The 17721-nt window shown below is 40.7% G+C and carries 24 protein-coding genes; 5 read left to right on the top strand and 19 right to left on the bottom strand.

The genetic code is table 11. The features are described from left to right. The first annotated feature begins 111 nt into the window (after positions 1-111). A complete protein-coding gene (locus KOL94_RS01385) occupies positions 112-921 on the top strand; it encodes a UTP--glucose-1-phosphate uridylyltransferase (RefSeq protein WP_221563416.1) in 810 nt (269 codons plus the stop codon). A 226-nt stretch (positions 922-1147) separates the two neighbouring features. Here the strand turns inward: KOL94_RS01385 and KOL94_RS01380 are convergent, their stop codons facing one another. The 8 genes from KOL94_RS01380 to KOL94_RS01345 form a co-directional block, all read right to left on the bottom strand. Continuing rightward, on the bottom strand, positions 1148-2281 hold the full coding sequence (locus KOL94_RS01380) for an aminopeptidase (RefSeq protein ID WP_221563414.1): 1134 nt from the start codon (positions 2279-2281) through the stop codon (positions 1148-1150). 65 nt (positions 2282-2346) lie between these two features. Beyond that, positions 2347-2880 carry a hypothetical protein gene (locus KOL94_RS01375; protein ID WP_221563412.1) on the bottom strand — a complete coding sequence of 178 codons (534 nt, stop codon included), beginning with the start codon at positions 2878-2880 and terminating at the stop codon, positions 2347-2349. A gap of 30 nt (positions 2881-2910) precedes the next feature. Then, positions 2911-3207: a hypothetical protein gene (locus KOL94_RS01370; protein ID WP_221563410.1), complete on the bottom strand. Its 297-nt coding sequence runs from the start codon at positions 3205-3207 to the stop codon at positions 2911-2913. A 270-nt stretch (positions 3208-3477) separates the two neighbouring features. Continuing rightward, positions 3478-3912 (bottom strand): 8-oxo-dGTP diphosphatase, encoded by a 435-nt coding sequence (locus KOL94_RS01365; RefSeq protein ID WP_369010062.1) that lies wholly within the window; start codon positions 3910-3912, stop codon positions 3478-3480. A 50-nt stretch (positions 3913-3962) separates the two neighbouring features. After that, the gene (locus KOL94_RS01360; RefSeq protein WP_221563406.1) at positions 3963-4460 is read right to left on the bottom strand and encodes a GNAT family N-acetyltransferase; all 498 of its coding nucleotides are present in this window, start codon (positions 4458-4460) and stop codon (positions 3963-3965) included. Between the two features lie 15 nt (positions 4461-4475). Next, the gene (locus KOL94_RS01355) at positions 4476-5174 is read right to left on the bottom strand and encodes a class I SAM-dependent methyltransferase (RefSeq protein ID WP_221567544.1); all 699 of its coding nucleotides are present in this window, start codon (positions 5172-5174) and stop codon (positions 4476-4478) included. A 17-nt stretch (positions 5175-5191) separates the two neighbouring features. After that, a complete protein-coding gene (locus KOL94_RS01350) occupies positions 5192-5440 on the bottom strand; it encodes a hypothetical protein (protein ID WP_221563404.1) in 249 nt (82 codons plus the stop codon). Continuing rightward, positions 5431-5691, bottom strand: coding sequence for a hypothetical protein (locus KOL94_RS01345; RefSeq protein WP_221563402.1), 261 nt, complete (start codon positions 5689-5691; stop codon positions 5431-5433). The genes KOL94_RS01350 and KOL94_RS01345 overlap by 10 nt, the downstream gene beginning before the upstream one ends. Before the next feature lie 266 nt (positions 5692-5957). Here KOL94_RS01345 and KOL94_RS01340 point away from each other — a divergent pair, with 266 nt between their 5' ends. Next, the gene (locus KOL94_RS01340) at positions 5958-6398 is read left to right on the top strand and encodes a cell wall hydrolase (RefSeq protein ID WP_221563400.1); all 441 of its coding nucleotides are present in this window, start codon (positions 5958-5960) and stop codon (positions 6396-6398) included. Between the two features lie 61 nt (positions 6399-6459). On the opposite strand, the gene KOL94_RS01335 is transcribed toward KOL94_RS01340, so the two are convergent. Genes KOL94_RS01335 through KOL94_RS01325 form a run of 3 tightly spaced genes read right to left on the bottom strand, consistent with a single transcriptional unit; the run spans position 6460 to position 8017 of the window. Beyond that, the gene (locus KOL94_RS01335) at positions 6460-7275 is read right to left on the bottom strand and encodes a DUF817 domain-containing protein (protein WP_221563398.1); all 816 of its coding nucleotides are present in this window, start codon (positions 7273-7275) and stop codon (positions 6460-6462) included. Between the two features lie 27 nt (positions 7276-7302). Further along, positions 7303-7524 (bottom strand): helix-turn-helix domain-containing protein, encoded by a 222-nt coding sequence (locus KOL94_RS01330; protein ID WP_221563396.1) that lies wholly within the window; start codon positions 7522-7524, stop codon positions 7303-7305. Between the two features lie 10 nt (positions 7525-7534). Further along, complete coding sequence (locus KOL94_RS01325; RefSeq protein ID WP_221563394.1) at positions 7535-8017, bottom strand: DUF2975 domain-containing protein; 483 nt, start codon at positions 8015-8017, stop codon at positions 7535-7537. A gap of 656 nt (positions 8018-8673) precedes the next feature. Between KOL94_RS01325 and KOL94_RS25070 the strand changes: the two genes are divergently transcribed. Then, positions 8674-8766 carry a winged helix-turn-helix transcriptional regulator gene (locus tag KOL94_RS25070; RefSeq protein WP_311775091.1) on the top strand — a complete coding sequence of 31 codons (93 nt, stop codon included), beginning with the start codon at positions 8674-8676 and terminating at the stop codon, positions 8764-8766. A 167-nt stretch (positions 8767-8933) separates the two neighbouring features. On the opposite strand, the gene KOL94_RS01315 is transcribed toward KOL94_RS25070, so the two are convergent. The 7 genes from KOL94_RS01315 to KOL94_RS01290 form a co-directional block, all read right to left on the bottom strand. Beyond that, the gene (locus KOL94_RS01315) at positions 8934-9170 is read right to left on the bottom strand and encodes a hypothetical protein (protein ID WP_221563391.1); all 237 of its coding nucleotides are present in this window, start codon (positions 9168-9170) and stop codon (positions 8934-8936) included. 43 nt (positions 9171-9213) lie between these two features. Further along, positions 9214-9342 (bottom strand): hypothetical protein, encoded by a 129-nt coding sequence (locus KOL94_RS25065; RefSeq protein ID WP_260412160.1) that lies wholly within the window; start codon positions 9340-9342, stop codon positions 9214-9216. A 105-nt stretch (positions 9343-9447) separates the two neighbouring features. Next, positions 9448-10062: a class I SAM-dependent methyltransferase gene (locus KOL94_RS01310; protein WP_221563389.1), complete on the bottom strand. Its 615-nt coding sequence runs from the start codon at positions 10060-10062 to the stop codon at positions 9448-9450. Between the two features lie 473 nt (positions 10063-10535). Further along, the gene (locus tag KOL94_RS01305; protein ID WP_221563388.1) at positions 10536-11231 is read right to left on the bottom strand and encodes a DUF4386 domain-containing protein; all 696 of its coding nucleotides are present in this window, start codon (positions 11229-11231) and stop codon (positions 10536-10538) included. 195 nt (positions 11232-11426) lie between these two features. Continuing rightward, positions 11427-11975: a DUF4871 domain-containing protein gene (locus tag KOL94_RS01300; RefSeq protein WP_221563386.1), complete on the bottom strand. Its 549-nt coding sequence runs from the start codon at positions 11973-11975 to the stop codon at positions 11427-11429. An 11-nt stretch (positions 11976-11986) separates the two neighbouring features. Further along, a complete protein-coding gene (locus KOL94_RS01295) occupies positions 11987-12427 on the bottom strand; it encodes a GNAT family N-acetyltransferase (RefSeq protein WP_221563384.1) in 441 nt (146 codons plus the stop codon). Between the two features lie 86 nt (positions 12428-12513). Continuing rightward, a complete protein-coding gene (locus KOL94_RS01290; protein ID WP_221563381.1) occupies positions 12514-13107 on the bottom strand; it encodes a DedA family protein in 594 nt (197 codons plus the stop codon). Between the two features lie 162 nt (positions 13108-13269). Between KOL94_RS01290 and KOL94_RS01285 the strand changes: the two genes are divergently transcribed. Both KOL94_RS01285 and KOL94_RS01280 read left to right on the top strand, forming a co-directional pair. Next, the gene (locus KOL94_RS01285; RefSeq protein WP_221563380.1) at positions 13270-14763 is read left to right on the top strand and encodes a M1 family metallopeptidase; all 1494 of its coding nucleotides are present in this window, start codon (positions 13270-13272) and stop codon (positions 14761-14763) included. Positions 14764-15036: 273 nt separating this feature from the next. Beyond that, positions 15037-15648, top strand: coding sequence for a hypothetical protein (locus KOL94_RS01280; protein ID WP_483298052.1), 612 nt, complete (start codon positions 15037-15039; stop codon positions 15646-15648). A 155-nt stretch (positions 15649-15803) separates the two neighbouring features. Here the strand turns inward: KOL94_RS01280 and katA are convergent, their stop codons facing one another. Continuing rightward, a complete protein-coding gene (gene katA / locus KOL94_RS01275; protein ID WP_221563377.1) occupies positions 15804-17264 on the bottom strand; it encodes a catalase KatA in 1461 nt (486 codons plus the stop codon). Positions 17265-17721: the final 457 nt, after the last annotated feature.

Genomic DNA, 17721 nt, shown 5'->3' with positions numbered 1-17721 from the left:
ACAATTGAAAAATAGGCAAAAGGACAATTTATGTTTACATAGGCAATCCTACTCACGTACTTATTTGAACAGGAATAAATAATATAAGAATGTTTTTTAGGAGGAGAGGAATTGATAAAAAAAGCAATAATTCCAGCTGCTGGTTACGGAACAAGAAGCCTGCCAGTTACAAAAGTAGTACCAAAAGAGATGTTTCCGATCGGAGGTAAGCCTGCGATCCACTATATCGTAGAGGAAGCGGTACTTTCTGGAATTGAGGAAATATTGATTGTTGTGTCTAAATCTAAAAGTATCATCGTCGACTATTTTGATGCATCATTAGAATTGGAAGCCTTCTTAGAAAAAAATAATAAACTGCATTTGTTGAAATATACAGCAATACCGAAAGTCCATATCCAATACACAAGGCAGCCCTATTCCAAAGGTTTAGGTGATGCAATATTGCATGGGAAGCGATTTGTTGGCAACGAGCCTTTTGCAGTTCTCCTCCCGGATGATATCATTCATAAAGCCCCTACCCCAGCACTATCCCAACTTATCAGTATATATGAACGGTTTAAAGGAAATGTCATCGGACTGAATAAAGTACATCCGGATCTTGTATCCCGATATGGGGTTATTGATGGGGACGAAGAAAGAAATGACCTTTTTAAAATCAACCATATTGTAGAAAAGCCTAAATCAAATGCACCGTCTAATTTAGTTGTAATTGGTCGATATGTATTCCATCCAGAAATATTCAATCATATTGAAAACTTGACACCGGGGGCATCTAAAGAGGTGGAATTGACTGATGCTATAGACATGTTGCTAAATAATCAGGATTGTTATGGGAAAATTATTGATGGTGATCGCTTCGACATCGGTACCGACAACGATTATATCAAACTGATTAATGCGATGTGGGAAGGTAAGGAGTAAAATTGAATCTTAATAAAAAACAAAGACTGTCCAAAACGTGTCTGAGTCCCTCCATACTTACTAACATTTTGAAAAATCTGGTTCGATACAAAATGTTATCTTGCAGGTGTCTGACACTTTTCTTTAGGACAGTCCCATTTTCTTCATACGACCTGTATTAATGTTTGACTCGCTCAGTAATCATCTTTGGAGCTTTCAGACACTTTCATGCAGGTACGATTTAGATTCAGATGTGTAGCTTCTCTTCTTTTTCCAATAATTGATCTGGGTTCAATGGCTTTAATTCATCGAGTACGAACAATCCATCCTTTTGAATCAGTTGATTGTCGAAATAAAGTTCCCCGCCTCCGTATTCCTCCCTTAGGATCAACACCATATCCCAGTGGACCATTGAGCGGTTTCCGTTATCGGCTGAGTCATACGCAAGACCCGGTGTAAAGTGGATGCTGCCATTGATTTTTTCATCAAAAAGGATATTTCCTACAGGCGTATTGATCAATGGATTCATTCCGATCGCAAACTCCCCGATATAACGAGCTCCTTCATCCGAGTCCAGAATTTCGTTCAGCTTTTCTGTATTATCTGCCACCGCATCAACGATTTTGCCATCCTTCAAGGTCAAGGACACATTGTTATAGGTGACACCTCGATAAGGACACGGCGTATTGTAAGTAATCGTTCCGTTGACACTGTCCTTGACCGGAGCGGTGAAAATTTCACCATCTGGAATATTCCGCTTACCATGGCTTGCGACCACCGGAATATCTTTGATTGAAAACGTGAGATCCGTATTCGGTGCGACGATCCGGACTTTTTCTGTACGCTCCATCAGATTTTGGAGTGCTTTTTGTCTTTCAGCAAGCATTTCATAATCGATCCCGCATACTTCAAATACATAATCTTCATAGCGTTCAGTACCCATTTTCGCTTTTTGTGCACCCGCAGAAGTCGGGTAATCAAGCAGTACCCAGTTCCGTTGATTCGTCAATACATCATGAACCGGTTTCATCACTTTGCCATGCAACTGCATCACATCAGACGGAACTTCCGACATCTCAGCATCATTATTGATTGCCCGGATATGTATGAGCGCATCGACATCCTCGATTTTCTTTTCCAACCATCCTTTTAAAATTTCAACCGAGGCTTCGTTTGATGACTTCGCGATTTCGACAGTCAATTCGTCATCCTGCAGTTCCAGAAAGGGTTTACCTCCAACCTTATATACCTCACGGATGATTTCTTTCATCAGAGGTTTTGCCACGACACTACCGGTGATCAGCACCGCCTGGTCTTTTTGCAATTCAAGCGAGTGGTTTACCAACGTATTCGCTAATCGTACAAGTCTTTCATCCTTCATTTCATCAACTCCCTATTTTATTTTCCACATACTACATTCGTTGGTTGGAAGTTAAGTCCTTCTTTTCAGGCATTCATTCCTTTTTGTTTAGAAAAAGTCGTAAAAGAGAAGCATGTGATAAACGCTGTTCCTGCAACAATAAGTCCCATCATCCATCCCACTGCTCTCATGAAGGTATCATCACCTGGATAAGCGGGTTCGACATGTAGAAAACCCCACAAGCAAAAGAATGCCAATGCGCCATAAAAGCTGCTTCCTACCAAACTCATAATCAACCGATCGCTTTTCTTACCTTCCCATGCTTGGCTGATTGCCATCCAAGTCAAAATGCTGATGATGACAGCAACCAGCATGATGATCAGATGTAGATAGGGAATCATCAAATTGATAATCAGAAGCAGGAGCAATCCGGTCAATCCGAAATAAAGTGCATTGATCAAAAACAAAAAGAGCCCGCTCAGCCATGGATTCTTGAACCATTCTTTTGTACTGACCGATTCAATGATTTTAAATTTATATGGTACAGCTTGATATAGTTTTGAACGATTCATAATGACCAATGAAATAATGATCAAGCCGGTTAATAATAGAAATGTCATCTCGTCCCCCCCACTAACTGTGGCCATCGATCATTCCACGTCGATAACCGTTTCGAACATTCCACCATTTATTTCTTTCGGCGTTTCTAAATGATAGAAATAAAGATTTTCATAATCGGCATGGAAATTCGAACTTTTGAAATACTCGCCCAGCGCTAGAGTCGTGACTGGTTCGCCATCGATCGTTGCCATTTTTCCTTCGGGGATCTCAACCGTCCCAAAGGTCAGCTTGTTATTGTAGAAATGGTCACTGCCCTTTTTGATGTGTTCATAAAGGTTCATACCTGAATCGATGGAGGCGACAACCTCCCCAAAGTCTGCGTACATTCATCACCAGCATCTGATTCGGGTCATTGTAAATCGCTAGATAATACTCCGAGTCAGGTACTTCTACAAGTTCATAAGGGGCCTTCAAACGATCATACTCATTTTCGGTGATCTATTTGGATACCGCTTTTTCGACGGACGGCTCAGTCATATGTAGAAAGGAATATACCCCTGTTCCTAAAATAATCATTAAAATAACCAACAATTTAAGTTTCATAGACTCCCCCTAATCCAATTCCCCACTGGCATTCAACTGTGCGTCAAAACTCTCTATGTACGAGTGATCGTCACACTTCCTTCTTCATTCCGTTCGTGATCCCAGGTGACATGGATTTCAAAAGTGCCTTTTTCAAAGAACAGTGGAAATCTCCGCTTGAAAGACTTCTGCATCGGAAGCTGTTCCGCCTCATCAATCGGAGCCCAGTACAGATTCCCTTCAGGCGGATTCTCCAAGAGCTCCCCGTCAAACTCCTCGGTCCAGTAGTTGAAAATCATATAGCGGGCTTTTGAAACTGGGTTCACATATTCACTGAGCCCTTTGAACATCAAGTTCCTCACCGTCAGACCGGTCTCTTCCTTCACTTCACGCATTGCGCCTTCAACGATTGATTCTGGAAATTCCACGCATCCTCCTGGCGGGATGAAGCCTTTGAAATCATCCTTTTGCCGGTCGATCAAAAGAATCTTATCACCATCCTGGATCATGCAGACGGTCCATATTTTATGGTTGATATCCAACTTTACTCACCTTCCATTCATATCAATTTCGCCATGTAATATTCATCCACATAGTTACCATTGAGCCGCATGGCATGGCGTTTAACCCCTTCCACTTCAAATCCCATCTTTTTATACAGGGCGATACCTGCTTCATTATGTGTCATGACAGTCAGTTCAAGGCGATGGATCTCCACTTCCTTCGCCCATCGGTCAAGCTCTATAAATAATTTCGTTCCATATCCTTGCCCTGCTGCTTCCTGTAAAATCCCGACCACAAGATATGCTCTATGCTGGATGCGCCTCGGTTTATTCCCAAAGGCAGCAAGGAATCCGAGGAGTCGCCCTTCTTTTTCAAGAACCCAAACGGCAGATCGCGGGTCCTCTATATAACGCCTGACACTTTCTTTCCGATAGTCCAAATCCATGTCCCTCTCGCCAGGCTCGAACATCATGAACTCGGTTTCGGTATCCAATTGTTGCTGCAATTTCAAAAAAGCTTCCGCATCTGATTCTTCAATCAATCGTATATTCATTGTCCTACTCCTTTGTTAGTTCTTTTGAAAAAGACCCGTCCATAAAAAGGGCACACCAAAAGTATCGGCGGGCTGCTGTATCTCCTTCATTTTCCGAAGTTCGATCAGTTCAAAATCACTGAAAATCTCTTTCAGTCTTTCATCGGTATAGCCGAGTCCGCCCTTCATATTGCGTTGCCGATAAACTTCCCAGTCAGAAATTTCTGCACCCATCTCTCCTGCTGCAAAACAAGTGATAGCAAACTTGCCGCCAGGCTTCAACGCTTTTTGGATGAGCGACAGAAAGGTGATCCGTCGGTGCGGTGGAACATGATGAAAACAGCCAGAATCGTAAATAATGTCGTATGTACCTTCTTCAATTTCAAGGTCGTAAAGACTGCCTTTGATAAAACGGATGTCCGCCTGTTTTTCAGCCGATCGTTCACGTGCCCACTGTAGTGCTGTTTCGGAAAGATCGATCGCATCCACCTTGCATCCGTTTTCGGCGAAATAAATCGCGTTACGCCCTGGTCCACAACCCAGCTCCAAAACGCGGCCAGCTTTGACCTGCCCTTTTTCAAAATACGCCATAAGGTTCTCATCCGGAACGTTCACGAAAAACGGAATTCCCTTCTCTCTATCTTCATAAAAGGAATCCCAAAAAGCCGCTTCATCCCGCAGCATTGAATCGAGCATTTTCATAATGTCTTCCGTTGATTGAATCGTTTCTTTCAGCATTTGCATTCTCCATTCTATTTTTCTTTTATCCAGTATTCTGAGCCATCAGAACGGATCCCCTCAATCGGATAGTTGTAACCATTGGGCTCGATATAGTACCAGTAACGGGCCGAACCTTCTACAGAACGAAGCGTCACGGGATCATCACCGACAAATATCTTTTCCACTGAAGGCTCAGTGACCAATCCAAAGTAAATCCATTGACTATTTATAGAATCAATGCCCCATTTGTCATCGAAAACGGAAGTCATCGCTATTGCCATTCCTCATTTGTTTTCTTGAAGAAGCCAAGATATAGATTCTCGTTCAGTTCTTCGTCCTCTGCATGATAAACGACCACACCGTAATCCTGATTCTTTTCTTTATGGATCACCTTAAGCCCATCTCTATATTTCAGGGCATGCTCCACAACTTCCTCAAAATCACTTTTATTGACAAAACCACCGCTTTGCACATACCAATTTCCAATCGATAAAAAAGCAAGTGCAATGATTCCAATCAAAAAGTTACGCATAAAAACATCTCCACTGCTAAGTATTAAAACCACCTGTTCTATTTCTGTAAAAACATGACAAAATCCTGTCGAATATTGATAGTTTTTTAAAGTTAGATTCACGATTTATTGCACCACTTCACATTTTTCAAAAAAAGAATGGTTTGTCATGGTCTATATCAGATTAGTGTTCTGAGTAAAATCAACAAAAAAGTATATTAAAGCCAATTTATAAATAATGAAATCAAAGTCGGCTTTTTTCATACAATATTCTTGGGGTGATAAAAATGGGAAGAGTGAAATACACGAATTCAGATATTGATTTAATGGCGAGGATGATGAGAGCGGAAGCCGTAGGTGAAGGAAAACTAGGAATGTTATTTGTCGGAAATGTAATTGTTAATCGTGCTAAAGCGGATTGCTTAGATTTTAGAGATGTAAGATCAATTCCACAAGTCATTTATCAAGTACAAGGAGGAAATTACTCTTTTGAAGCTGTTCAAAAGGGGAATGTATTTTATAACAGGGCGAGAACTGCTGAGAAGAAATTAGCAAAAAAGAATTTGGAGTTTTGGAGGGAACACCCATCGAAATATGCTCTTTGGTATTTCAATCCATATGCTCCATGTCCTCCAACATGGTACGATCAACCTTTTTCTGGTCAATTTAAAAATCATTGTTATTATGAACCAGCAGCTGGAAGTTGTGACAGTGTGTATATGGGTTAAGCTTATTCTATTTAATTGGTGGATTTCTTGATCTCGCTCTATAAAAAGGGAACTTCCTGGTTTAAAATGTTCCCTTTTTATAGTCTCTAGGAAAACAAGTTTGCGAAACATTAGTGGAACTTTCCCCCTTAACTTGCTTTAGTGTCGCCACTATAAGAAAGCTGACAATCACTAGTAAGAGCCATGAACTCACCTTTCCTAGATGTACAAGACTCCATGCCTCTGTTTGATTTGGGTATTCCCAAGCTCCAAAGAATGTTGCGATATTTTCAGCTATCCATATAAAAAATCCGATAAGCACAAAAGACAGTGCGAGGGGCATTCGGTAACGCCTACCATTAACCGCATATGTGACATATGATTGCCAAAAGACGATGATTATAATTCCTGATAACCACCACCGAACATCAATCCAATAATGGTGAGTGAAAAAATTCAAATAGATTGCAGCTGAAAGAGATACAACGATCCAAAATGGCGGCCACTTAACCAGCTGAACCTTCAACCTCCTCCACGCCTGGCAAAGATAACTCGCTACACTTGCGTACATGAATCCACTATACAAAGGCACCCCGAAAAATTTTGAAAATCCTTCCTCCGGATAAGACCAGGAACCCATATGCACCTTAAAAAGTTCAAGAGCAAGCCCAATTAGGTGAAACAATGTGATAACCTTTAATTCATCCCATGTCTCAAGTCCAGAACGTACCATCAACCACTGCATCAGAAGGCAGATGATGAGCAGCCAGTCATACCGTGGCAGAAAGGGGAATTGCGCAATTTGTGTAATTGCCAAAGAAGCAAAAATGACGACAGGAAACAAACAGGAAAGGGCTTGCTCCCAACCAAAACGAACAAGTTGCTTAAGTGCTCTCATGATTTGTTCCTCCCGCCACCCTTTTTACTAAACTTCATCGTCTTTTTCACTTTTATATTCTAAAAGATCGCCAGGCTGACACTCTAATGCTTCACAAATTGCCTCTAAGGTTGAAAACCGAACTGCTTTTGCCTTACCGTTTTTCAATATAGAAAGATTCGCCATCGTTATTCCAACCCTCTCCGAAAGTTCTGTCACGCTCATTTTCCGTTTCGCCAGCATCACATCAATATTGATTATAATCGCCATGTTATTCACCTCAGACCGTTAAATCATTTTCTGATTTTATATCTATGGCTTCTTGTAATAGCCTTTGGAGAACTGCAGCAAAGACAGCAATCACCATTGGCGCAAAGGTAAGAACCATTCCGATTACGATGACTCCTGGAGCATCGTCTTTCTCCCCTATAAGATAAAAGAATGGCATGCTGACCAGATACAAGACACTGATTGTGATTGCACATAATTTGATATTCCTTAAAGCTCTTACAGACAATTCCGAGAACGCTTTGTTCTTGTCAATATAGATCAGGAGTCGGAACGCCTGATACAACGCGATGAAAAACGGAATCGCCGATGCATACATACCGAACAAAACTGGATATACCAAATATGCAAACTCCCAATTACTTTCTGATACATCATTGGCGACCCATGGCAACAAAAATATGCACATTCCAAGAACCGGAATTGCAAGAAGAAAAACAACCACCTTTAAGAAATTTGTTGAACCTCGATTCATAAAACCCACCTCGCTTGATTTTTGTCATTTTGATTATAATCCATTATTTATCGTTTTACAATAAATAATTATCCTTTATCAGAATACAATTATCGTTAAACCCTTTCTCCGATAAGAGGAGGCTCGAACCAAACAAAGACTTGGTTCTGCGTGGGCTCACTCATAAGGATGTCAATCAATGTGTTGGCGCCGCAGGAAGTTTGAAGTGATCCTAGTAACTGGTCGCTGAGCTAGACATCACTTCCCTGCATTAACTAACCCACTTCCGCAAGATTCCTCGCGAGTTCACTGGAGGGTCTCGCCCGGCTCACTTATCCCGCTGGAGTGTCGGGGAATTTTGGGTAAAATCAAACTTAGTCAGAAATCAACAGTATTATTTAACAAAACCAAAATATAAAGAAAAAACGTAGACCCCTTCTTTAAAAAAGGAGTTCTACGTAATTGTCCATGTAGAATACTATTTCTAATTCTCGAAAAGATGGCCGCCCTACCCTTCTTCATGCTGACGTTTAAAGCCTTCGATTGTTATATAGGGAAATATATTCACATACTTCAAAGCAATTTCCATCGATGTCATAAAAAGCAAAGTAACGAGCACCATATTCTTTTATTTCTTCCACCTCAACTCCACTTTTTTTCAAGTTGTTCCTGTTACAGTGGAATATTATTTAACTACAAAAGGGAAAGATTTTCAAAGCGTGTTGATCGAAATGCGCAATTGGAGACAAAGATGGGAAAAGGATAAATGAGATGAATCAAGCCAGCTTATTCTAATGAATAGAATTGCTGGCTTGATTTTAACTTCGGAACTTTTACCTCACTCTTCCAAATCCTGCGTTACCCAATCGAACCAACTAATGAATTCCAAATCTATATCCTCCTATCTTATCTCTGTATCTTTTTCAATTAATACCTATTAATCGAGTAAGTCTAAAACAACGTCTGTAAGCCTATGCCTTATTACCAATTGAGTTTTTCGTACATTTTCATCTGGGATTTTTAGATCTTCTACCTGAACTTTCCAAGGTAATTTTGTTTCCTTTTCTAACTTGATTATTTCTTTCTCAAACCATTGAAATGACTTTTGATACACTTTGATAGATTTCTCTTGGTCTTGGAATTCCTCGGGGACGCTGAAATTCAAATTATACATCCATTGCTGAAATGCTTTTTCACCAGTTATGTTAATTCTATTTTCAAAATACAGTGACTAATTCATCAACTAAAGCACTATCAAATTCTTCTTCGTACATTTTTTGTTTTAAATTACTTAAAGTAATTCGACTAAATTTGGCTTTATTAAACCCTAATTTCCCCCATATCATTGTATCCCCTCCAACTTAAATCCCTTTATCCGCTTCGTCTATACTAAAAAGAACCTCGTATTCAAGAAAAGCCCCCGTTTCTTGAATACCTATGAAACCCTTTAATTAAGTTTCCATACGATTAACAGCTGTAACACATACGCAAGGGACAGGTTTCATTTTCCTAATATGAATCTGATTTTCTGAATAACCAGCTTCTCTTAAATAATGATCGATCTCTTTACCGAACTCTTTTGCCGTTTCATTGTTAGCTCTTTTCATTCTCGGGTGGACAGTAATCGCAATTTTCCCATTAGGCTTCAAATGGTTACGTAAATTCTTGAGTACATGTACTGGGTATTCCCAGAACATAATGCTATTCACACTTAAAATGTAATCAAACTTCTCTTCAAAAGATGGAAGGTTAGAAACATCAGTCAATCTTAGATCGACAATACCTTTAGAAATGGCTTTCTTATTTCTTTTTCTAGCCATTCTTAGCATTACTTCAGAAATCTCGATTCCAACAATGTAACCCTCCGTTATTTTTTGCGATAATATCTCGATCGCCCTACCTGGGCCAAAACCAACTTCTAATGCCCTGTCAGATTCAGCTGGATTTAATAAAGATACTGTCCATGCACTTTTTTCAGGTTCCCTTGCCATTAAAAGTCCTGCAACCCTCCCAAAGAAACCTTCAGGCTTTTTAAACTGATTAATAAATTTTTGTAATACTCCCATCCTTGTAAAACCACCTTCTTATGAACTTTTATCATAGACTACCCTTAAGTATGTAGATTAAGATTTTAACTCAGGATGTTTTTGTGGATCGCTCTCTATACACCGAATTGACACTTTCCTTGTTTTAACTAGCTTGTCCTATTTCGGATATGCCCCCGATTGTGGAATAACGAACTCTTTCTAATACTTCTGAATTGTGCCCGATTGTTGAAAATCGTTTTTAGTTTGATCGCGTTAGCTTTATTACAGACAGCCCCCATTTGTTGAACAAGAATAAAGCTGCCTGCACGACAATAGTTTCTTACACAAGTACAACGCTTTTTTATTTCGCGTAAGCGCCCATTCCTGTGTTGTACTTGTTTTGAAAGTTATTTCCTAGAATAGATTTAATTTTTTCACTTCTAATGTATCCTGCCCGTGGTAACAGAGGGATAATCCATAAACATTCTTTATTCATTTCAGTTACAATCATATTAATTTGATATAGAATCCTGTACCTTTGGGTTGAATCTTTTTACGATTAACCATATAGCCAAAACCAATTGTTGGAAGGCTATTGGAATGTTCAACATCATGTAGGTTGCATCCAGACCGATGAAGCGAATCATAAATAATAAGCTTGCCAATATGGACAATGTAGATCCAATAATACCCCACACTGACAACCAACGTGGAACTAGTTTTGTTTGGTAAAATATGCAGTTATACAAGAGCATTGCCAAAACAAATGCCAGTGTCGTTGCCACATGGTTCACCATATCACGTCCTGTCTGTAACAATTCACCTAAGGACTGAAAATACGATATATCCAGAGTTCCGACTTTTGTAAATTCGTGGCTTAATGTCAATAGCAACAGAAGGATGATTACACCAATAATAATGAATACACCCGCAATAATGCCGAAAGCAACAGATCCAAGAGCTAAACTTTTATTATGTATACTTAAAATCGGATACATCAAAATAGGAATCCCAACATAGGCAACAACCATTAACAACTGGAAAAACGCTCCTATGAGTACCTGGTTTTCATATGTATAAGCCTTGATAATGTAGTCTGCTCCATCTATAACAGGAACAACACTAAATATACCTGCAACCAAGCCGGCTATTATTAACACACCAGTAATTACCGCAGATCTTCTGCCAGAATTTGTACTCTTCCTCAACCATTTAACCTCCCTATAAATACCTACTTTTTTAAATATGTATCTGAAGATCGTTTCACAAATTTATCCTTTCTTTAAAATTTCTTATCTATTTACAAATGGTTATGCATTATGTTTCGGTCTTATTCCAGAGCCCTGCCCGTTTGCTGAATAAGCCAAAATACAAAGCCGTTAGTTGTCCATCCTTCACTTGAACTATTCTACCTCGACCACAATATGATCGATGTAATTACCTCCTAGAAATACGAGCAGTGCCCATTTTCCTGACCCCGTCAATTCCATGTTGGAGGGTAAATGTGCATCCGCTCTATTGTTCGGTCCTGCCAATTCCGTAGCCGACCACATGAAGTAGGTGTCTTCCCCGTTACTTAAAGCAGGTACAAGGGTATGAGGGTCGTTTTCATTGACCGCTACGACAGACAATTTCCCTTCAAGGTGGTCACCCCAGAAATGCCACATGTATTTGTTCCCCTGGTTAGCAACAAATCCAGCATCAATGAAACCTACCTTATTTTCAATGCCCCTCATCATATAAGTGCCAGCTTGAAACTCAGGAGAGACTTCCCAATTGATTTCTTCAATCATCTCATCAGATACGTCTACTTCCAGCTCATCAATGATTTCATGATCATCGATGAATGCAGTACTAGGTTGAAGTGGGCTTTCGTTATAAAACGATAAGATACCTGTGACAACGAAAAATATGAAAAAACCGAAAAATACCCAGATTACTTTCCTGCCCATAAACCCGCTCCCTATTTTAAAGTCTTGTACATCAGCTTATGCGGTCCGATCGGATGTATGTCGAATACGTCACCGATTGCGTTCAAGCCCATCTTTTCATAGTATCCGCTCACCGACGTACGAGCGTTGCACCACCAGACATCCACACCGCGTCCGCGCATTTCTTTTTCAGCAGCCTCAATCAATGAACGCCCTGCACCTTGACCCCGGGACGTTTCCACTGTGGCCATCCCTCTCAACCTATATTGTTTTTCTCCAGTGATCTGTGGATCATCTTCTTGATAAAAGGACGCGACGCTGATCAACTTATCATTTGAAAAAGCCCCTAAATGAAAAGACTCCTCAGAAGCATCGCTAGCATACTTACATTCTTCTATGGTCTGTTGCGGCCGTAAAATCTTTTGTCTTAATCCATATGTAACTTCTGGCTTGATCAAACGTATTTTTAACATGACTGTATCACCTCAACCAAATTTTAACATATTTCTTCATATAAAAACCGTACAAGTTTCACCCTGCACGGCCTTCTACATCTATTCTATTCTTTTACAATGTCCTTGGTAGAACAGCTTTTCCTTTTATAATAGCGATACCCGAAAAATATGATGATGACTAAACCGAGAGCAATGAACACATACATTTGAAATTCATCCAGAAAGCCTGTCACAGATTTCAGGTTGCCTGTACTTCCGAGCCACAGCATTGTTACGGTCCAGGGAAGGATTCCAATGAGGGTGAGGATTGCAAACTTCCACCGGTTCACCTTACTGACACCGGCGACATACGAAATATAATTCCCTAGACCGATCGGCCGTGTAAAAGCGATACTCCAAACGCCACACTTTTTAAACCAGCGCTGCGCCCTCTCGATTTTATAAGCATTCGTCTTCTCTTTCAATTTATCCTCGAGCTTATATCCGATTCCATAAGGGATGAAGCTGAATACAGTATACACACCACTAGCAAGTATAGAATAAGAGAAAACCTCCACAAGGGAAAGGTTGAGGAAGTATCCGAATGTAAGAGTCACAAGCCCTCCTGGAAATGGAATGGATGATGCTTCTAACGCAAGGCTTGCAAGCAAACCCCATACACCGAAATCTTTAATGAGTTGCACTATAAAATCAAACATAGAGTCTCCTTGTGAATCGGATATTTTAATCATGTAGTATTCTAGTTCTTCCACATTTTTTGTCAACGAAACATTCTTTACCCATTTATAAAAGGGAATATCTTCTAGCTGTTGAAAATTATACTTAGATATACATGTAAAATGACGTATTTGGGGGTTTTTATGAAAAAGATACTTTGGATGGTCGGCGTACTGGCCCTGCTTTTAGGGGGAGGATTGTATTTTGCAGAGGATCGAACGGATCTCCTTTCTGTGTTCAGCTCCAAGCCCGACATTGACGATGTGAATACAGCTTACGAGGTGGACGTTGAAGTCTTCCCTGACGAGAAAACGGCAAAAGCTACCATGAAAATTTTCACGAAGAACGATACCGGCAAGACGCAGGATAAAATCTATTTTCAGGTGCTCGGCAACAAGTTTCATGACCTCGACAAATTGACAAGTGATGCCTGGCGGGACTACTTAGGCCCAGCCCCTGAACCTGGCGGAATCGGTTTTACAAAAGTCACACTAGATGGTGCGGCCACTGATTATACACTTGAGGGTACAATGCTTGAAATCCCTCTTGAAAACTGGAAAGTGAACGAGACACTCGAACTGACGATGGAATTCGATATCACCGTTCCGTTCAATGAAGGGATTTTTTCATACACCGAAAATAATATCTATTTTGCGAATTGGCTGCCTATCCGGGCTGTGTATGAAGATGACGGATGGTACATGAACGAGTTTCACCCGATCGGCGACTCAGGTTACTATGAACCTGCCGATTATACTGTCAACGTCACCCTTCCGAAAGAGTACCAAATTGCAAGTACAGGTGTGGAAACATCTGAACCGACCGAATATGAAACGAAGAAAACCTATGAATTCGAGGCTAAAAAAGTCCGGGAATTTGCGATGTGTGTGATGGATCAAACGTATCAGGTAAAAAAAGAGGAAGTTGACGGTATGACCATCCGAAGCTGGTATACGCCTGATTCGGAGGAAGGCTTTGACACCTACCACCGTGCTGCAGTCGAAGCTTTTCAGCATTTTGAAAAATCATTCGGCGATTATCCGTATGAAGAATTCGATGTGGTTCCCGGACCTCGTACATTTTTAGGCATGGAATATCCAGGAATGACAGTCGTCAACAGTGATTATTATCAGACGGGAGAGAAGTTCTTCATCCCGACCATTGTGCATGAAATCGCTCACCAATGGTGGTATGCGGTTGTAGGGAATAACCCGATCGAAGCACCATGGCTTGATGAAAGCCTGACAAACTATTCAACGCTACAATTTTTAAAAGAGTATGAACCAGGTCTTGCGGTTGAACATGCGGATCGATATGCAGACAAAACAGAACAATTGCCTGCACTCTCGAGGAATGGCTACACCATTGCAAGTCCGACAACGGAATTTCAGGATAATGAGCTATACGCAGCACTTGTTTATGGAGTCGGTCCACAGATGTATTACAGCCTTGAAAAAGAGATCGGAATAGATAAAATGAACGAAGCGCTCGCCCATTACTTTAAGCATAATCAATTCGAATTTGCCACGAAGGAAGACCTTCTTGCTTCCTTTAAAAAAGTAGTCGGACCTGAAACGGAAGACTACTTCAACCAATGGTTGGAAGGTCATCCGGTAGAGTTGGCAGATGTAAAGTAGGAAAATACCGAAATGTCTCATTTCCAAAACTAAAAAATATGACATTCGTCATCATGAAAAGATGATAAACATAACTACAAATGCCTCTTCACTATCATGTAATCTGATTACAGATAGAACAGAGGCTTTTTTATATGGGCACTATGCAGAAAAGCATTCTTTTGTAAGTTTCATCCTTACGAATCTGAAGCAGAATGGAGGAGAGATCAAGTTGAATCTGCCATTGTCTACAAGGCGGGGTTGTCTACATCAATTATTCGGGAGTGAAGTATTTTGCGCGTAAAGTTTTATCTTTCAGCAGTATGTTTTTTATTGGTTGCTATTGGGCTTGCACCAGGACAGACGGGAATAGTATCAGCGGCTGATGCAGATAAGGAATATACAATCGAATCGTTTCATTATTTAGCTGTAGATGGAAAAGATGTAGGATCACAAGCTGAAGTGAATGACAAATCCAAAAATGCCATTAAAGTGACCATGGTTCTGCCCAAACAGAATAGTGAAGGCGATTGGCTGGCATATGGATTTACAAGCAGGAAAACGATACAGGCATTCATCGAAAAAGATAAACTGAGGCTCCAAAACGAAGGAAAGCTTATGGGATCTGGAACTTGTTGTACCGACTTCTATGAGTATAAAAACAAAGGTGGACAATATATTTATTGGAGAGATGGATTTACAAATTTACCTTCCAGCTGGAATGACAGAATCTCTTCCTTAAGTACAGCTTCACCTAATTCAAGCTACTCGACAACGTTATGGGAGCATACTTCCTATCAAGGGTATGGCAGAGGAGTCTTCTTTAGACACTCCGATTGGTGGGGAATAACAGCTAACTTGGCTTCAGATTGGAACAACGAAACTTCTGCAATCGAAATCAATTAATGAAAACTTGGTGAGGCAAAGCATTAGGAAGGTCGAGCCTTAGTTGCCCTTTTATTAAAGAAAGTCTTTTATACTTTCTTTACATGTAAAAAATGAATTTAAAAGAAGAGCTCAGATCCGAGCTCTTCTTTCATCGTCTTTTTCCTCAAATGTAATTATTTCACTTCTTGGGGTACTGGCAACCCGAGACCCTGGGCTACTTTTTCCCCGTATTCAGGATCGGCTTTATAGAAGTGCTGGATCTGACGGAGCTTGATGTCATCCGATTCAACACCTGACATCGCACCGACGATATTTTTCACAAGTCGTTCGCGCTCGCCTTCATCCATCAAGCGGTATAGATCACCTGCTTGTGTGTAGTGATCATTATGATCGTAAGGAACACTTTCAGCCACACCTGATACAGGGAATGCCGCTTGCTTATTTTCAGGAGATTCACCTGGCCCGCCCTGGCTGTTCGGCTCGTAATAAACGGAACCGCCGCCATTGTCATCGAATCTCATTTGACCATCACGCTGATAGGTGTTCACTTCGTTCTTCGGTCGGTTGATCGGAAGTGCATTATGGTTCGCACCTACACGGTAACGGTGTGCATCGGAGTATGCGAACAGACGGCCTTGCAGCATTTTATCTGGTGACACATCGATTCCTGGCACAAACATACCTGGTGAGAACGTCGCCTGCTCTACCTCAGCAAAGTAGTTTTCCGGATTCTTGTTCAATACCATTTTACCGACTTCAATCAACGGATAATCTTTTTGTGACCAGACCTTCGTTACATCGAACGGATCCCAGCGGTAAGTGTTTGCATCTTCCAACGGCATGATCTGTACGTAAAGCTTCCACTCAGGATAATCGCCATTTTCGATCGCATTGAAAAGATCCTCTGTATGGTAATCCGGATTTTCCCCGGCAATCTTCGTCCCAACTTCTTCTGTCAGGTTCTTAATGCCTTGCTCTGTCTTGAAGTGATATTTCACCCAAACACCGTCTCCATCAGCATTGACCCATTTGAATGTATGGCTTCCGAACCCGTGCATGTGTCGGTAGGTCGCTGGAATACCGCGGTCCGACATCAAAATCGTAACCTGATGTAACGATTCTGGAGAAAGTGACCAGAAATCCCAAACTGCATTCGGGTTCTTCAAATGCGTTTTCGGATGACGCTTTTGTGTATGGATAAAGTCCGGAAACTTGATTGCATCACGTATGAAAAAGACCGGTGTGTTGTTTCCAACCAGGTCGTAGTTCCCTTCTTCTGTATAAAATTTCACCGCAAAACCACGAGGGTCCCGAACGGAATCCGCAGAACCATTTTCCCCGGCAACTGTAGAAAAGCGTACGAAAAGAGGCGTCTTCTTCCCTACTTCAGATAAAAAATCCGCTTTGGTGTATTTACTTACGTCATTCGTCACTTCGAAATAGCCATGAGCCCCTGCTCCTTTTGCGTGTACGACACGTTCCGGAACACGTTCACGGTTGAAGTGTGCTAATTTTTCAAGGAGGTGTACATCCTGGATCAACGTCGGACCACGCGAACCAGCAGTGATCGAGTTCTGGTTGTCCCCAACTGGCGCACCCCAGCTTGTTGTTAAATGATTCTTATTCTTACTCATTCTTTCATCACCTCATCTATTAATTGTGTACAAGGTAAATGATATCACTTCTCAAGAAAAAATCAATATCTTTTTATAATTATTATAATGTAATATCTGGTACAAAGAAAATTTTGTGCTTGGTCGTCTTTTCGTAAAATTCACAGCCTTACTTTTCGTCTGTATAGTAATCGAAAATTGTCAAATGCCGATAAAAACGAAAAAATGTACATATATATATGGGAAATGTTCAATAAAAGCCAGGAAATGTACATAAAACGAAGATCTTGAAGATAAAAAAATGAGGTTGATATTGACCAACCCCATTATCTTGTCTGAAAGATGTTATGCAGTTATATCCAGAAGATTCACGATCAGCTTTGGATTGCGTCCTTTTACCTGAATGATAATGAGTACCAATCCTGTTCAAAATGGAAAAAAAAGACCGATTGTATTTCATTGGACCCTGTTGAATGGT

The sequence above is a fragment of the Alkalihalobacillus sp. TS-13 genome (assembly GCF_019720915.1).
In the GTDB taxonomy this organism is placed as follows: Bacteria; Bacillota; Bacilli; order Bacillales; family Fictibacillaceae; genus Pseudalkalibacillus.
The sequence above is the reverse complement of the archived record's forward strand: the minus strand, read 5'-3'. Positions and strand labels throughout refer to the sequence as shown.

Bases quoted from the DNA above. Each gene is read 5' to 3' on its own strand.
- KOL94_RS01325 (WP_221563394.1), bottom strand. From the start codon at position 8,017: ATGAATCGAGGTTCAACAAATTTCTTAAAGGTGGTTGTTTTTCTTCTT.
- KOL94_RS01375 (WP_221563412.1), bottom strand. From the start codon at position 2,880: ATGACATTTCTATTATTAACCGGCTTGATCATTATTTCATTGGTCATT.
- KOL94_RS01295 (WP_221563384.1), bottom strand. From the start codon at position 12,427: ATGTTAAAAATACGTTTGATCAAGCCAGAAGTTACATATGGATTAAGA.
- KOL94_RS01340 (WP_221563400.1), top strand. From the start codon at position 5,958: ATGGGAAGAGTGAAATACACGAATTCAGATATTGATTTAATGGCGAGG.
- katA (WP_221563377.1), bottom strand. From the start codon at position 17,264: ATGAGTAAGAATAAGAATCATTTAACAACAAGCTGGGGTGCGCCAGTT.
- KOL94_RS01365 (WP_369010062.1), bottom strand. From the start codon at position 3,912: ATGATCCAGGATGGTGATAAGATTCTTTTGATCGACCGGCAAAAGGAT.
- KOL94_RS01310 (WP_221563389.1), bottom strand. From the start codon at position 10,062: ATGGGAGTATTACAAAAATTTATTAATCAGTTTAAAAAGCCTGAAGGT.
- KOL94_RS01330 (WP_221563396.1), bottom strand. From the start codon at position 7,524: ATGGCGATTATAATCAATATTGATGTGATGCTGGCGAAACGGAAAATG.
- KOL94_RS01335 (WP_221563398.1), bottom strand. From the start codon at position 7,275: ATGAGAGCACTTAAGCAACTTGTTCGTTTTGGTTGGGAGCAAGCCCTT.
- KOL94_RS01370 (WP_221563410.1), bottom strand. From the start codon at position 3,207: ATGTACGCAGACTTTGGGGAGGTTGTCGCCTCCATCGATTCAGGTATG.
- KOL94_RS01290 (WP_221563381.1), bottom strand. From the start codon at position 13,107: ATGTTTGATTTTATAGTGCAACTCATTAAAGATTTCGGTGTATGGGGT.
- KOL94_RS01285 (WP_221563380.1), top strand. From the start codon at position 13,270: ATGAAAAAGATACTTTGGATGGTCGGCGTACTGGCCCTGCTTTTAGGG.
- KOL94_RS01380 (WP_221563414.1), bottom strand. From the start codon at position 2,281: ATGAAGGATGAAAGACTTGTACGATTAGCGAATACGTTGGTAAACCAC.
- KOL94_RS01315 (WP_221563391.1), bottom strand. From the start codon at position 9,170: ATGTATAATTTGAATTTCAGCGTCCCCGAGGAATTCCAAGACCAAGAG.
- KOL94_RS01300 (WP_221563386.1), bottom strand. From the start codon at position 11,975: ATGGGCAGGAAAGTAATCTGGGTATTTTTCGGTTTTTTCATATTTTTC.
- KOL94_RS01345 (WP_221563402.1), bottom strand. From the start codon at position 5,691: ATGCGTAACTTTTTGATTGGAATCATTGCACTTGCTTTTTTATCGATT.
- KOL94_RS01360 (WP_221563406.1), bottom strand. From the start codon at position 4,460: ATGAATATACGATTGATTGAAGAATCAGATGCGGAAGCTTTTTTGAAA.
- KOL94_RS25065 (WP_260412160.1), bottom strand. From the start codon at position 9,342: ATGATATGGGGGAAATTAGGGTTTAATAAAGCCAAATTTAGTCGAATT.
- KOL94_RS01350 (WP_221563404.1), bottom strand. From the start codon at position 5,440: ATGGCAATAGCGATGACTTCCGTTTTCGATGACAAATGGGGCATTGAT.